Genomic DNA, 15,482 nt, shown 5'->3' on the forward strand with positions numbered 1-15,482 from the left:
GATAATATCAACTGGCAATTTTATTGGTCATTTCACTAATATCTGATATTCCCCCGTTTTAACATTGAGGTCCTAAATAGATTATCATCCATTGCTACATTAAATTTAAGTTCTGTCATATCTATAATAGTCTGGTGTTCATCCTGTTTGTTAACCATTAACCTTTGTTTAGGGGTCCAGATCCCATCTATCTCGACAATATCTTTAGCCTGGTAGGTTTTTAGTAAACCATATTCGTTATAGTAGTCAGTCTTTATTGCCATAGCTATATCCTGTCTTATCCAGGATATCTTCTTGGTATAATCCCCTTCATCAATTTCTTTAGGAATTGATTGAATAACCCAGCATTGATACCCATTTAGCTCTTCTTCTCGCAATAAGGTATGCTCATCTTCATCTACATTCCTGTCTCCCATATCATCATAGGTGAAATCTGTTCCCATAAAATAGTCATCATTGGAACTCCCACTGATTCTCCTTATTTTTCGTAAAGCAGGCATATAAAGCCATCTATTATCTTCCTTATCCTCGTCATCATACTCCCAGCTTAAATAACCTGTACCCTTCACATCTCCCGGGCTTTCAAAGATCATAATTGCTTTAGTGTCTTTCCCATAGTCTTTCTGATAACTTACTACCTCTCTTATCCGCTTATCACCTACATTATTGATTAAGGTCATTACCATTTTTGCCTTCCTTGTATCACCATCATCCCTATTATCAACCTTCACCATAATATCTCTCCCTGTCAGTTCAGCTGCCTGAACAACAGTTCCAAGCACTAAGATTAACAATAAAAACACTAATAATATTCTATTTCTCATTTTAATTTCACCTCAAATTTATTATTATTTAAAACTATCAGCTAAAATGAACTAAACCAACGGGTACAACTATTCTCTGAACACAGTTATTAACTATTTCTATATAATATTTTAAGCTATCTTTATATTTTTTCCGAACCTTAAAAGTATTTTTTTCACTCAATTTCAATTATGCCAGAGTCCATCCCTCTGCCTTTTCACGTATAGACATAAATTTTTTATAAATCTTTCCTTCTCTAATCAACTCTTTATGGCTTCCCTGTTGTACAATTTCTCCATCATCTACAACAAGAATCTGATCTGCATTTTCAATGGTTGCCAGTCTGTGAGCAATAGTAATCATAGTCTTCCCTTTTACCAAAGAAGTAATAGCGCCCTGGATTTTATGTTCATTTTCAGGGTCAACACTGGCGGTTGCCTCATCCAGTATGACAATAGATGCATCCTTCAGTATTGCCCTAGCTATAGATATTCGCTGTTTCTCTCCCCCTGACAGAGTAGAACCGGTATCTCCAATAACTGTTTGATACCTCTCTGGAAGTTTCATTATAAATTCATGACAACATGCCTTTTTAGCTGCCTCAATAACCTCTTCCTTACCTGCCTCTGGATTACCAAACTTTATATTGTTATAAACAGTATCATGGAAGAGATATACATTCTGAAATACCATACTAATATTTCGCAAAAGACTATTACAACTCATCTCTCTTATATCCCTACCACCAATTGATATACTCCCCTTGCTGACATCATAAAATCTTGCTAACAAACTACAAATAGTAGTTTTGCCACTCCCTGAAGGTCCGACAATAGCTGTAGTTGTTTTTTCTGGAATTTTAAAACTAAGACTTTTAATAACATCCTTTTGTTCATAAGCAAAAGATACATTCTTAAATTCAATATCATAAGAAGATAGAGTTAATTCCTTTCCATTCTTATCAATAAATTCGGCCTCTTTAATCTTTTCTAATTTGTCCATTGTAGCATCAATAATCTCCAGTACATGGGCAGCATTATTAATCGACTCTACATGCCCAAATATTATAAAGGAAAAGATTAACATCATTAACATATTTGGTATGGCCATTTCTCCCTTAGCAGCCATCGTAGCCGCTGCAAGTACAACTGCCACAGAAGCCAGCTTAAGGGAAAATAAATGCAAACAATTCGCAGGAACATAATCCATTTCAATCTTGACATTTATATCTCTACTTTTTCTATAGGCCTTTTCAATCCCTTCTCTGGAAACCCCCACCTGTTTAAATGCCTTCACTATAGGAATCCCTCTAATATATTCTATAGTTGCTGCAATCATAGAATCCTGTGCTTCCTGATGAACCGGTGCATTTCGATTACTACGATTACTAAGAAGCCTTAAAAACACAGCTGATAATCCCACCCCAGCAAGACAAATTAAGGCTATAATATAATTATAAAAAGCCAGACATAATATCATGGTAAGGGTACATATATATCCATTAACTACATTATCTATCATCTTCATACCGTACATTTCAACATATGAAAAATCAGTTGTAACAGCAGAAGCTATTTTCCCTGCATTATTTGAGTCAAAGAACCCCAGGGATACTTTCTTGAGAATATTACCTATTTCAATTCTTTCCTTAGCAGTAATCTCATAACCTATACTTTCCTGGGACTTCGCCCTTAAATACGAAAACAATGCCCTTCCCAAAACTAATAAAATAAGAAAAGCTAAGATATATAAGACCCAGTCCATACTCAACTGCTGACTTCCATTCATATCAAGAATAATAAGATTTAAAACATAGGCTGCTCCCATTACCGGTAAAGCAGTTAAAATACTTAAAAAGAAAGAGTAAACAAAACCTAGATAAAGCCGTTTTTTATCTTCACCAGTCCATTTAATAATTCTCTTAATTGTTTTAAACATTGGATACCACCTCACCTTCAATATTCTGATCACTATTAGCAGCCCAGGCCTTACTGCCAATATGGGCCTGCCACATATCCCTATACAGCTTACAATCCTTTAAGAGTTTTTCATGACTGCCAGTATCCTCAATCCTACCATTGTTTAAAACAACAATGTTATCAGCATTTCTAATTGTAGATAATCTATGGGCAATAACTAATAATGTCTTTCCTTTGGTAAGGGCAGCAATTGACTTTTGAATCTTATCTTCATTTTCAGGGTCGGTAAAAGCTGTAGCCTCATCAAGCATGACAATAGGTGCATTTTTAAGAATTGCCCTGGCAATAGCAATCCTCTGCTTCTCCCCTCCTGAAAGTTTATTTCCAGCTTCCCCTGCCAGGGTATTATATCCCCCATCCAGCTCTTCAATAAATTCATGACAGCAGGCCGCTTTAGCTGCCTCTTTTACCTCTTCATCAGAGGCCTTGGAATTTCCCAGACGGATATTTTCCAATAAAGAAGAATTAAAGAGGAAGTTATCCTGGGTCACAAAACTGACAGTATCTGTTAGTTGGGTTAGAGGGATATCTCTGATATCAGTATCCCCAATTTTAATAGCACCCTTACCTACATCCCAGAACCTGGCCATCAATCTTGCAATAGTAGATTTTCCGCCACCTGATGGACCAACCAGAGCCGTAAAACTTCCCTCTGGAATTTCTAGATCAATATTTGTCAAAACATTTTCTTTATTATTTTCATCTTGCAGATAAGAAAAAGATACATTTTCTAGTTTTATATTATAATTCTTTAATTTTACCTGCTGCCTGACAGACGGCAGTTCTTTCAGATTAAGGAATTGATCAGCATCCCTTAGAGCATATTCAATTGACTTGAGGTCATTTACAAAGACCGTAAACTTTGTCAATGTTTCCACTATTCCCAGTGATAAAATAATTGATATTGTCAAATCAGCTGGAGTTAATAAACCATTAATATAAAGATACATTCCTAGCGGTAATGTACCTAATAATGTTGACGGTAAAATTGCACTTCCCAGGTTCATTAATTTCCAGGTACTCTGGAACCAATCCAGGGTATAATCCTTAAAATCGTTTATTGCCTTTTGAAATTTTTCATAGGAAATAGAAGCATGATTAAAGGCCTTAATAACTTCAATACCCTCAATATACTCTACAATTACACCATTTACATAATTACTTGCTTTCATATAATCATCATACTTTTTGTTATATGTTCTCATCACAATTCCATAGGGAATGGCGGCAAGGGGTATAGATATAATGCCTGCAATAGCCATCCGCCAGTCAACAACAATCAAATAAACCAAAACAGAAACTGCCAGAAGCAGACTAGATAATCCCTCTGGAATTAAATGGGCTAATGGTAGTTCAATGGTTTCTACCCTATCTACTATTACATTTTTCATCTTACCTATACTCTCATTTAATACTGTACCTAGAGGTACCTTCATTAACTTATCTGCAATAGCAAGACGGATATTTTCCAATATCTTATAGGCTGACCTATGAGACAAAACAGTAGAGAAACCATAAAATAAGATCTTAATAAGATATCCTCCCAGACAGATTCCTGCCCAGTATAAAATTTTACTACCTGTCTGTGTACCTGCAAAAAACATAATAATAATATGGTAAACCCCCAGATAAGGAAGCAAACCACCAAATACACTAATAATCGCCAGTAAAATAGATAGTGATAGCTTAATCTTACTACCTTTAGTATAAGAAAATAAAATACCTACCCAGCTTTTCTCCTTCATTTATATCTCCCCTCTCATTTCTAATATCATTCCATAGATTTTGGATGTATTTATCGAAATAAACTCCCCTCTTGCTTTCTGTTTTTTAGGGATTCCTAAATTTAAACTAAAAAAATTAATCTCTTAAAATATCAATAAATAAATCTTTAAGATATTTCTTATTCCTCTTGTAAATATTTTTGCCAGCCATCATATTACAATTTATAACAAAGTTATGATAGAGGGTATACAGAAAATTTATCTTTTCTCTCAACTTTTCTTTCCCCATGTCAGGGTGTTTTTCAATAATAATATTCACAGTAAGATCAACATATTTTTCCTGGATTAAACCGAATTTTTCCATAAAATCATTATCATAATAACTTTCATACAATCCCATTAAAAAAAGTCTTCTTTCAGCAAAGTCTTCAAAGATACTCTCTGCTAAATAGTCTACCACTTCCCCTATTGTATCCTGATTATCAGCAAACATCTGTCCCAGATAAGCAATAGTATTATCTGATTTTTCCTCTAAAATAGCAAAGTAAATCTCTTTTGTATTTTTAAAATAATAGTAAAAACCGCCTTTAGATAAGGTAGTTTCATTAATAATATCCTCCATGTTTGTATCTTTAAATCCTTTTCTTAAAAAAACTTTCTGTGCTGCCTGTTTTATCTCTTCTAACCGCTCCTCTCTGCTTTTCCTTGTATAAGTTTCTATTTTTATCACCTCTGTTCTGATTTAATCGACGCTGACGTCGGTTAGTTTTAAAAAAATATTCGAGCTATTTTTTGAAACTTTTTTTAATTTATTCGTCTAATATACCTTGAAATCTAAGTGAGAATAATTTTTATTCTCGCTTAGATTTTATAATATTTACCCATAATTATCAAATATATTATTCTCTACTAACTACTATTATAACTAATCATCTTACTAATAAACCAAAATTCTTAATAATACTTACTCACTGTCCTATACTCCATAGTATTCATTTCTAATCTTTAGCTAAAGTGGCTTTACTAATCTCCCAACTTTTTGCCTTCATTCGTCTATCCCAGAAGTCCTTATATTTTCCCTCTTCTTCTACAAGCTGATTATGATTACCCTTCTGTACAAGATTTCCATTTTCTAATACTAAAATCTGGTTTGCACTACGAATAGTCGATAACCTGTGAGCAATCACCACCAGGGTCTTATCTTTAACCAGTTCATTGATAGCCAGTTGAATATATTTTTCATTCTCCGGGTCAACACTTGCTGTTGCTTCATCCAGTAATATAATAGGGGCATCTTTCAAAATAGCCCTTGCAATTGAGATCCTCTGTTTTTCACCACCAGACAATGATGAGCCACCTTCATCAACCATAGTGTCATACCCATCTGGCAACTCCATAATAAACTCATGGCATCTGGCTTTTTTAGCAACTGCTATTACTTCTTCACGACTAGCCTCCGGGTTTCCAAATTTAATATTATTAAAAATCGTATCATTAAAGAGATATACATTCTGAAAAACCATACTGATGTTAGATAAAAGACTATCACAAGTCATTTCTTTGACATTAACCCCACCAACTCTGACTTCACCCTTCTGTACATCCCAGAAGCGGGCAATCAAATTGGCAATGGTAGTTTTACCAGAACCAGATGACCCCACCAGGGCTGTCATACTTTTTTCAGGTATTGCAAAACTAATATTCTGTAATACCTTCTTATCGTCATAAGCAAAAGAAACATCCTTAAATTCAATATCAAAGCTATCAAGCTTAATATCCCTGCCATTTTCATCTATAATCTCTATATTTTTCAGGGCATCATATCGATCAAGCCCGGCCTCCATAATCCTGATTTCGGCACTCAGTAAACTCAAAGCATTAAAGGGTAAGTATATACGGAAGATAAATACAAAGATCATCAACATTATGGACATATTTAGACTCCCGTAAACAGTAAAACTACTAGCCAGCAAAATAGTTAAGCCAATTCCCAGGGCAAAAATACTCTCAAAACGAAATATATAAGGCATAAAACCCTTTTCCATCTCTATAGAAATATCTCTGAACTCTTCAAAAGCCTTTTTAGTCGCCTTTGCTTTGTCTCCACTCATATTGAAGGCCTTTATTACTGACATCCCCTGCACATATTCCAAAACAGCAGAAACTAATTCTGATTGTTTATCCTGTCTAATAACAGAATGTTTTTTCCCCACTGCTAAAATCTTCTTGAGCAAAAAGACTCCAATTAAAAAAGCTAAAATTGATATTACTGCTATTCTGTAATCAATAATCAGCAAAAAAATACAAGCCACCATAGCATTGACATAAGCGATAACAACTTTGTCAATGGCATTCATAGCATACATCTCAATAAAATTTATATCAGAGGTAATCACGGCCGAAATATAACCCTTATTCCCTTCACTAAAATAACCCATGGGAAATCTCTTAAATCTATCACCAATTTTTATTCTTTCCCGGGCGAAAATCTCAAAACCAGTACCACTCTGCAAAACATAGATAACCCTTTTTAATACACATTGTAAAAGCAAAGCAGTTATAATAATACCACCACTTATCCAGACATCATTTACATCCAAAGCATCATTCATTATCCCAATTAATATATATAAGATTATAAAGATAGGGACATTATTAAAAATAGCTTCAAAAAAACTTACAAACATGGCCAGTTTTATTTTGCCTGCAAACTCACCAGCCAGCTTTAATACCCTTTTAATAATACTAAGCATTTAAACTGCCCCCTTTTACATTGATATTCCAATCCATAGCATCTGTATGGGCCTGCCACATTTTTTGATAAATTTCTGATTTGTCTAGTAGTTCTTGATGGGTTCCCTGGGCTGCTATCTGACCATTACCCATTACTATAATATTATTAGCAGCTGTAATAGTTGATAAACGGTGGGCAATCACTATCAAGGTTTTACCTTTAATTAAATCATTTAAAGCCTCCTGGATTTTATCTTCATTTTCCGGGTCAGTAAAGGCAGTGGCTTCATCAAGAATAATAATTGGAGCGTCTTTTAATAAAGCCCTGGCAATTGAGATCCGCTGTTTTTGCCCCCCGGAAATCTTATTACCAGCATCACCAGCCAGGGTATCATATCCCTTATCTAATTCCATAATAAAATCATGACATTGGGCAATCCTGGCCACCTTAATAACTTCTTCGTCTACAGCCTCAGGTCTTCCCATCCGAATGTTTTCCATAATGGAAGTATCAAAAAGGAAAATATCCTGTGATACATAACTAATTGAATCCATTAATTTGGCAAAGGGTATATTCTTAATATCTATATTACCAATCTTAATTTTACCAGTATTAACATCCCAAAATCTAACCAGCAATTTGGCAATAGTTGATTTACCAGACCCAGATTCACCAACCAGGGCAGTAACTGTGTTCTCTTTAGCAGTAAAACTAATATCACTTAAAACTTCTTCTTCATCATAAGCAAAACTTACTTGCTTAAATGAAATATTGCTGTTTCTCGGAATTTGTTCAACTTCACTCTTCACCAGTTCCTGACTATCTAAAATTTGATTGATTGCTTGACTCTTTTTGGTAAGCATTGTAATTGATTCTATAAACCTGGCTAATTTGCTAAGTGGTTCGCCTAAACTCATGGATAAAAGCATAGATAAAATATAAACACTCAAAGAAAGGCTTCCCTGAAGGTAAAACAGGGCACCAAATGGTATCACAAATAACATGGTACAGGGTAAGATAGTAAAAAATCCCGCCATATATGTCCATGATTCTCGATACCAATCAAGGGTAAACTTCTCATAATCCCTTACTGATTCTGTATATTTTTTAAAAGATGTAGTTGTCTGGTTAAAAATCTTAATTACTTCCATTCCGCCTATATATTCTACAATATTAGCATTCATTTCAGCACCAGCTTTAAACCAGGATTCTAATTTTTCCTTATTACTATTCATCATTAGATGGAATATAAACATTGAAACCGGAATATTTCCTAAAGACAAAAAAGCCATCCGCCAATCAAGGAAAAATAAATAAACTACTATTGACAGTGGGACTATAATATAGGACACACCCTCTGGAATCATATGGGCTAAGATTAATTCCATTTCCTCAATCATATCAACAAAAATATTCTTTAATTTACCGGAGCCCCTCTTTTTTATTTCACCCATGGGCAGTCTAAGTAATTTATCAGCCAGCTTCTTGCGCATACCCATCAGTGTATCGAAAGCAACCTCATGGGAATTAGCCATCGCCTTCAAAAAAAAGAATGATTTAGCCAGTAAAGACAAGAAAATTAACCCTGATATTAACAAGAGATAATTGAAATTAAGCGGCAAATCTCCCATATACCTCATTATAATCCTATACACCAGATAAAAAGGAATTATACCAATAAAAACACTTAAGACTGCCAGTAATACCGCCGTATATAACTTATAATGATATTCTTTAGCAAAAGCAAAAACCTTTTTTATTTCTTTCATTTTTTCACCTTCTTTTTAAGGATTTTGAACTAAACACTCCAACCCAGGCTACAAGCCCTTTTTCCTGATTAATTCCTCATGTCTGCCTTCCTCTACCAGTCTACCTCTGTCCATCACAATAATCTTATTAGCACTCCGCATTAAAACTTTCCTTTCTATTTAAGTATTTTAAACCACCTTGATAGTTCCTTTCGACCCCTAAAAGTATTTTTTTCACTCAATTTCATTAGACTCTCTTATTTTCCCTGAAAACAAAATTATTTCTATCACTTTACTCTGCAGATATAACACTTCAATAATCAACCCACAATCCCAGCTGCTTTTCGCAATTAAAAAGGAACAATAATTGCTGGCATATTAAGTTTTTTACTAATTTGAATCAACTTATTATCAAAAATTGTTCTTTTCAACTATCTAGATAATAAGTGTTAATTATTTTGATACTGCGTCTTTAACATTGAGGAAAAGATTCCTTGTTTTTCTTTTAATTCCAAGGATGTGCCTGTTTCTACGATAGTACCTTCTTTAATAACAACAATCTTATCAGCTCCTAAAACGGTTCTCATCCGGTGAGCAATAACTAAAACGGTTTTGTTTTTGATAAGCACGCTAAGTGCGCTTTGGATTTTGCTCTCATTTTCCGCATCAAGGGATGCTGTAGCCTCGTCAAGCAGGATAATCGGAGCGTCTTTTAGTATTGCTCTGGCTATTGAGATCCGCTGCCTTTCGCCTCCTGATAATTTTTCTCCATTTTCTCCAATCAAGGTATCGTATCCCTGCGGAAGCTTATTAATAAACTCACCGCATTGGGCCAGCTGTGCCGCTTTCCTTACTTCTTCATCGGTTGCGTCTTTCTTGCCAAGACGAATATTTTCCATCACACTGGAATTAAACAGGGTAACGTCCTGAAAAACGATTGAAAAATTATTCAGCAGGGTTTCAGGATCAACCAGGGAAATATCTTCTTCGCCCAAGGTGATGACGCCTTTGTCTATATCCCAGAAGCGCGCAGACAGCTTTGCTACCGTACTCTTCCCGCCGCCGGAAGGTCCTACCAGCGCGGTCACGTCGCCCTGCTTTGCCATAAAGCTTACATCCTTTAATATCTGCACACCATCCTGATATGAAAAGTCGACGTTTTTGAATTCGATATCGTAGTTTTTAGGATAAAACTCCGATTTCCCCTCTTGTCTTGGCATTTCATCCATCTCTTTCATGCGGTTTATTCGCACGTTGAGAAACAAAAGCAGTGCAAGGTTGTTCATTGCATCCATGATCGGGTTATAAATACGTGCGGTAACTACAAGAAAAACAAGATAAGTAAAAATATTTACAGAACCTGTTGCTAAAAGATAAGCACCATACAATATAACACTTGGAAGTCCAAGCTTTAAAAACACATAAGATAGGTTGATAAATGCGCCTAACAAAAGTTCTCCTTTAATCATAAACTTTTCGTAATCGTCTAACTTGGAGTTTAAAGTATTCGAAAAGACCTCTTCTTTGTTATAGGATTTTATTTCATGAGCTAAGTCAAGTCCCTCTTGGATATTGTCTGAGATCTCCCTTTTTATATTATAAAGGTTCGTATGCATTCTGTTTTGAAACTTTCTCGACAGAAAAAAAACTAAGACTGCAACCGGAACTACCCAAAAAACAGCAAGAGACAACTTCCAGTTGTAAAAAAACAACATTACTCCTATAATCAGAACATTCAATACTGCTGCATAAATTTGAGGAACAGCATGAGAAAATAGCATCTCGATCTGTGTAGCATCTTCCATTATGGTAGAGCTTAAATCGGCAACATCCTTTTTGCCAAAAAAGGCCAACGGTAGTTTTCTTAGTGTTTCAGCTAGACTGATCCGTCTCCTGGCGCTTTCTTCGTAAATTTTGGTGTAGGTCGAATTATATTGAAAATACGCAATAACCAACATTACGAGGAAAAACGCTACAGACATAATAACATAGTAGAAAATGCTGCTTCCCTGGTTGCGTGAAGAGTTTAGAAGTAAACTCATATATTCATCTAAAAATTTAAAGCCGAGGATAACCGGAATCATAAAGCTAATGTCCATCACTATGGTCCAAATTATCGAGTAAATAAGGTCTTTCGCTCCTTTTTCAGACATCGCATATTTTTTTTGAAAATATTTAATCATTTTTTTCCTCCTTGCTTACAGTGTCTTTAGCAACTATTTTCCAGGCAACAGATTTTTGGTATTCATCCCACATGATTTTGTAGATGCCGCCTTTATTCAGCAGTTCCTCGTGCGTTCCTTCCTCCGCAATCCTTCCGCTATCAATAACCAGGATTCTGTCGACATTCTGTACGCTGGTAAGACGATGTGCAATCATGAGAGTCGTTTTTCCTTGGCTAAGCTCTTTAAGGGCTTTTTGGATTAAATGCTCATTTTCCGGGTCAGCAAAGGCAGTGGCTTCATCTAAAAGAACGATTGGTGCATTCTTTACAAATGCTCTGGCAAGTGCAATTCTCTGCTGTTCTCCCCCTGAAAGATAGGTCCCTTTAGAACCTATCACCGTATCGAGGCCCTCAGACAGGTTTTCAATAATTTCTCTTGACTGCGAAAAATCAATTGCCTTATTGATAACTTCTTCTCCAGAGTGTTCTTTTCCAAAGACTATATTCTCTCTTAATGAACCCTTAAATAGCTTTGTACTTTGAAAAACAAAGGAAATGTTATCCATCAGTTCTTTTTTAGGAATGTCCTTCACATTTATTCCTCCGACTAAGACTTCGCCTTCATCTGCATCCCAAAAACGAGCGGCCAGTCGGGCAATCGTTGTTTTCCCTCCTCCGGAAGGCCCAACAAGAGCGATGGTTTCACCTTCGTTTAATTTAAAGCTGATTTTATCGATGGTGGGTTTGTCGCTGCCTTCATATGAAAACACTACATCCTTAAACTCAACGCTATGCTTATTAATATTTTTTGTATTTTCGATATAGCTCATACTTGGATAATCTAAAAGCTTATCCAGTCTGTCAATTGCTTGCTCGGCAATCAAAGTATTTTGCTGAAAATACATCGATTTCATCAAAAGCATAGTAAAAATAGGAGATATAAGAATGTAAAAGATAAAGTCGGCAAGCACAAGAGGGAGATTTTCACCTCTTCCTATTAAAAAGATAGCCATTGGAATTAAAAAAAAGGCCGCTGATTGCATAATTATGGTGTAAAATGACATCGGCTTTTGCCAAAGGAGAGTATAGGCGTGAACCATCTCTTTATATTTGATTATACTGTCATAAAATCGTTTAAAAGCAAAGATAGTTTGACCGAATGTTTTTACAACCGGAATACCGCGGATATATTCTACGGATTCAGAGCTCATTTCCTCCAAAGAATCATAATACATTTTTTGGAATTTTCTACCTTCGGAATTTCTCATGAACCTCATTGTTATAAAGCCCAAAATAATCGGAACAAGAGAAGCAAGGCCCATTCTCAAGTCTACGATTAAAATCAAAGCGATAAGAATAATGGGGGAGATGATGCTACCCGCCATATCCGGGAGCTGGTGTGCTAAAAATGTATGAGTTGTTCCCGCACCGTCGTTGACAATTTTTCGTATCTTTCCGCTGGAATGCTGATCAAAAAAACCCAGCGGCATCGCTAGTATTTTTTTCATACCAACTTTTTGCATTCCGACCTCTACGCGAAAGGCCGCCAGATGTGAACTCATCAGTGCACAAAAATATACTGCTATTCCCCCTATTGCACTTGCCAAGGCTAGCCACGCGTAAAAACTGACATTTGAAACATCAATGGATTGTGGAACCGATAATATATCACGTGTTATGTACCATACGAGTACAAAAGGCAAGATGTTAAGGACTGCTGAAAGTCCTGACAATACTAATGACAAAGGCAAAAGTACTTTCTTCTTGCCCATATAAGGCGTGAACCTTTTTAAAACAAATTCTTTTTTCTTTTTTGGCATTCTGTTTGACCTCCTATGTCTAAGTGTTTAAAAAGACTTTGATTAATCTTAAGCGTATTGATATTGATTTTCATAATCATTTAAAAAATAATACTTCATTTTTATCTCTTCCGTCTACACTAAAAGAGATTATCATCCTCCTTTTGTTAGGTTGAGCTAACTTTTTTATAATTTTTTTGAGGTTCTTTTGGAACCTCATTATACGGTCTTCAAAATGTGAAGTACCCTTTGGGGAGTACGTTTATGGATTTAAAAACCTCTTCCATCCTGCTGTAAAAAACTGTTTTAGACTGTCTATGTAGCTGTCTGCCGCTTCCTTTGTCATGTCATGCTTTACCACCTCAAATACTGCTGAAAAAAATGCACTTGCAATAATATGCAGAAGCTCAGGCGTAGCCCTTCCTGAAGTCAGTACATCATTTCCTGTAGATTCAATAAATTTTAAGGTGTATTCTACCTCAATCTCTACAAGATCATGAATAAAATCTGAAAAAGCAGTTCCGTCTGCACAGGTAATAAGCAATTTAAACTCATCAAAATGATCATAAATATATGTAATAAACTTCTTTAACTCTTCAGTTGTATAATCATATACATTCGCCTTTTTAATATTCTCCGGCAGCTCGTCAAAGTTCTTCTGGGTCGACAAGAACAGTTCTCTCAGTCCATCTGCGGCCGGCGACACTAATGCCTCAAAAAGTGCTTCCTTGTCCGGGTAATAACCGTAAAATGCACCTGTAGTCACGCCCGCCCGCTTCACAATATTACGCAGAGATGCATCTTTAAAGCCTTTTTCCAGAAATACCTTTTTACCCTCTGTCATAATTTTCTGCAATGTGTTTAAATCATCAGTACTCACCATATCCCCACCTAAATATAACAGTGTTATATAACACTGTTATATTTTATACCAACTAGTTTAATTTGTCAAGTGGTACAGTATGTCTTTTTTTCTGTTAGAATTGTATTGAATTTCCCTTTAACACCTTAAGTTTTCTATTGAAACCTATAACAAATATTGCTGTCAAAACAACGGTCAGAGCATCTGCAACAGGCTGTGCATAAATCACACCACCAATTCCAAGCAAACCGGGCATAATCAGAATTGCCGGAATGAAAAACAACCCCTGTCTGCTTATACTGAGAATGCCGCCCTCCTTACCACGGCCAAGGGCCAGAAATAATGACATATAAACCATTTGAAAGCCAAAGAAAATAAAGACTATGCCATTTGCCCGCAATGCCTTACCGCCGATCTCAATGAGTACGGCATCATTCTGGCTGAACAGTGATACGATTTGTTCAGGGAGCACGATCATAACAAGTGCCGTGATGCCACAGAATATCGTCACCCATATCAGTGATAGCTTTATAGCCTCCCTCAGCCGGTCATAGCTCTTTGCTCCGTAATTGTACCCCGCTACCGGCTGGAAGCCCTTCATATAGCCAAACACAACATAGGTACCAAGCGCCATGATGCGGGTCACGACACCCATTGCAGCCACTGCCGAATCACCATAGACGCTTGCCATCGTATTGGTCAGTCCCATGGCAGTACTGAACAATAATTGGAACATAAAGGTGGGAATGCCTACTTTGAAGATTTCACCATAAATCGTTCCGTCAAGGGCAAAGCTATAGACAGAAAAACGCAGATATCCTTTTTCACGTAAAATATACAAGACATAAAGCAATGTAGTGACACCTTGTGCTACTACTGTTGCAATGGCCGCTCCCTGTATCCCGAAACCAAGCAGATAAATGAATATGGGATCCAAGATTACATTGAGCCCTCCCCCGATCAGCATCGCAGTCATGGTCATCTTTGCGGCACCCTCCGAGGTAACGATATTGTTCATTGTCACATTGAAGATATTCAGAATAGAACCTGAAATATAGATCAACGCATAGGCTCTTGCAAAGGGTAATATCGTTTCAGTGGCACCAAGAGCAAGCAGTATATTATCGAGGAAACACAGAGAAACAATAATGGCGGTTACTCCAACAAACAGACTGGAAAACAAAGCTGTGGAAGCAGTCTTATTGGCTTTCTCAGTATTTTTCTCCCCCAAAAGGCGGGATATGTAGGAAGCCGCACCACTTCCAAAGGTCATGCCCAAGCCGATGACAATTTGTACAATGGGAAACACAACCGATACCGCCCCCATCTGACTGGTTCCAAGGCCCCCAACAAAATAGGCATCCACTACATTGTACAGAGCATTAACCATCATGCCGACCATTATAGGCATTCCCAGCTTTAACAGTGCTAAAGAGATTTTCTCATCCCTCATAATTCTTATCCTTGTATCACGTGCATTCATAAAATCAAACCCTTTCATTTTAGTATAGTTGCTATACACTTTGCTTATAGTATTTACTCTGTCATTTTAGCTTATTGTCGTTATATCAAACTTCAGTAAAACAACTCACAAGTCCCTGGCGGAATGTGTATAGTTGCTATACTCATTCTGTAAAAAATATGACTTCTTTATTGATTAAGCAGATA

10 protein-coding genes are annotated in these 15,482 nt (G+C 36.3%); all 10 read right to left on the reverse strand.

The window, feature by feature from the left end:
- Positions 1-35: 35 nt before the first annotated feature.
- A complete protein-coding gene (locus GM661_RS13170; RefSeq protein ID WP_230867248.1) occupies positions 36-824 on the reverse strand; it encodes an outer membrane lipoprotein-sorting protein in 789 nt (262 codons plus the stop codon).
- Positions 825-993: 169 nt separating this feature from the next.
- Positions 994-2,742 carry an ABC transporter ATP-binding protein gene (locus GM661_RS13175; protein WP_230867249.1) on the reverse strand — a complete coding sequence of 583 codons (1,749 nt, stop codon included), beginning with the start codon at positions 2,740-2,742 and terminating at the stop codon, positions 994-996.
- Positions 2,735-4,528: an ABC transporter ATP-binding protein gene (locus tag GM661_RS13180; RefSeq protein WP_230867250.1), complete on the reverse strand. Its 1,794-nt coding sequence runs from the start codon at positions 4,526-4,528 to the stop codon at positions 2,735-2,737. The genes GM661_RS13175 and GM661_RS13180 overlap by 8 nt, the downstream gene beginning before the upstream one ends.
- Before the next feature lie 115 nt (positions 4,529-4,643).
- A complete protein-coding gene (locus GM661_RS13185; protein ID WP_230867251.1) occupies positions 4,644-5,237 on the reverse strand; it encodes a TetR/AcrR family transcriptional regulator in 594 nt (197 codons plus the stop codon).
- A 268-nt stretch (positions 5,238-5,505) separates the two neighbouring features.
- Positions 5,506-7,260, reverse strand: a complete 1,755-nt coding sequence (locus tag GM661_RS13190) for an ABC transporter ATP-binding protein (protein ID WP_230867252.1) — start codon at positions 7,258-7,260, stop codon at positions 5,506-5,508.
- Complete coding sequence (locus GM661_RS13195) at positions 7,253-9,010, reverse strand: ABC transporter ATP-binding protein (RefSeq protein ID WP_230867253.1); 1,758 nt, start codon at positions 9,008-9,010, stop codon at positions 7,253-7,255. The genes GM661_RS13190 and GM661_RS13195 overlap by 8 nt, the downstream gene beginning before the upstream one ends.
- 428 nt (positions 9,011-9,438) lie before the next feature.
- The gene (locus tag GM661_RS13200; RefSeq protein ID WP_230867254.1) at positions 9,439-11,172 is read right to left on the reverse strand and encodes an ABC transporter ATP-binding protein; all 1,734 of its coding nucleotides are present in this window, start codon (positions 11,170-11,172) and stop codon (positions 9,439-9,441) included.
- Complete coding sequence (locus GM661_RS13205) at positions 11,165-12,973, reverse strand: ABC transporter ATP-binding protein (RefSeq protein WP_230867255.1); 1,809 nt, start codon at positions 12,971-12,973, stop codon at positions 11,165-11,167. Before GM661_RS13205 ends, GM661_RS13200 begins: the two co-directional genes overlap by 8 nt.
- A 241-nt stretch (positions 12,974-13,214) precedes the next feature.
- Positions 13,215-13,832, reverse strand: a complete 618-nt coding sequence (locus GM661_RS13210; RefSeq protein WP_230867256.1) for a TetR/AcrR family transcriptional regulator — start codon at positions 13,830-13,832, stop codon at positions 13,215-13,217.
- 97 nt (positions 13,833-13,929) lie between these two features.
- Positions 13,930-15,297, reverse strand: a complete 1,368-nt coding sequence (locus tag GM661_RS13215; protein WP_230867257.1) for an MATE family efflux transporter — start codon at positions 15,295-15,297, stop codon at positions 13,930-13,932.
- Positions 15,298-15,482 lie beyond the last annotated feature (185 nt).

This window comes from Iocasia fonsfrigidae (assembly GCF_017751145.1).
GTDB lineage: Bacteria > Bacillota > Halanaerobiia > Halanaerobiales > DTU029 > Iocasia > Iocasia fonsfrigidae.

Coding starts and splice junctions, on each gene's coding strand:
- GM661_RS13170 (WP_230867248.1), bottom strand. CDS start 824: ATGAGAAATAGAATATTATTAGTGTTTTTATTGTTAATCTTAGTGCTT.
- GM661_RS13175 (WP_230867249.1), bottom strand. CDS start 2,742: ATGTTTAAAACAATTAAGAGAATTATTAAATGGACTGGTGAAGATAAA.
- GM661_RS13180 (WP_230867250.1), bottom strand. CDS start 4,528: ATGAAGGAGAAAAGCTGGGTAGGTATTTTATTTTCTTATACTAAAGGT.
- GM661_RS13190 (WP_230867252.1), bottom strand. CDS start 7,260: ATGCTTAGTATTATTAAAAGGGTATTAAAGCTGGCTGGTGAGTTTGCA.
- GM661_RS13195 (WP_230867253.1), bottom strand. CDS start 9,010: ATGAAAGAAATAAAAAAGGTTTTTGCTTTTGCTAAAGAATATCATTAT.
- GM661_RS13200 (WP_230867254.1), bottom strand. CDS start 11,172: ATGATTAAATATTTTCAAAAAAAATATGCGATGTCTGAAAAAGGAGCG.
- GM661_RS13205 (WP_230867255.1), bottom strand. CDS start 12,973: ATGCCAAAAAAGAAAAAAGAATTTGTTTTAAAAAGGTTCACGCCTTAT.
- GM661_RS13215 (WP_230867257.1), bottom strand. CDS start 15,297: ATGAATGCACGTGATACAAGGATAAGAATTATGAGGGATGAGAAAATC.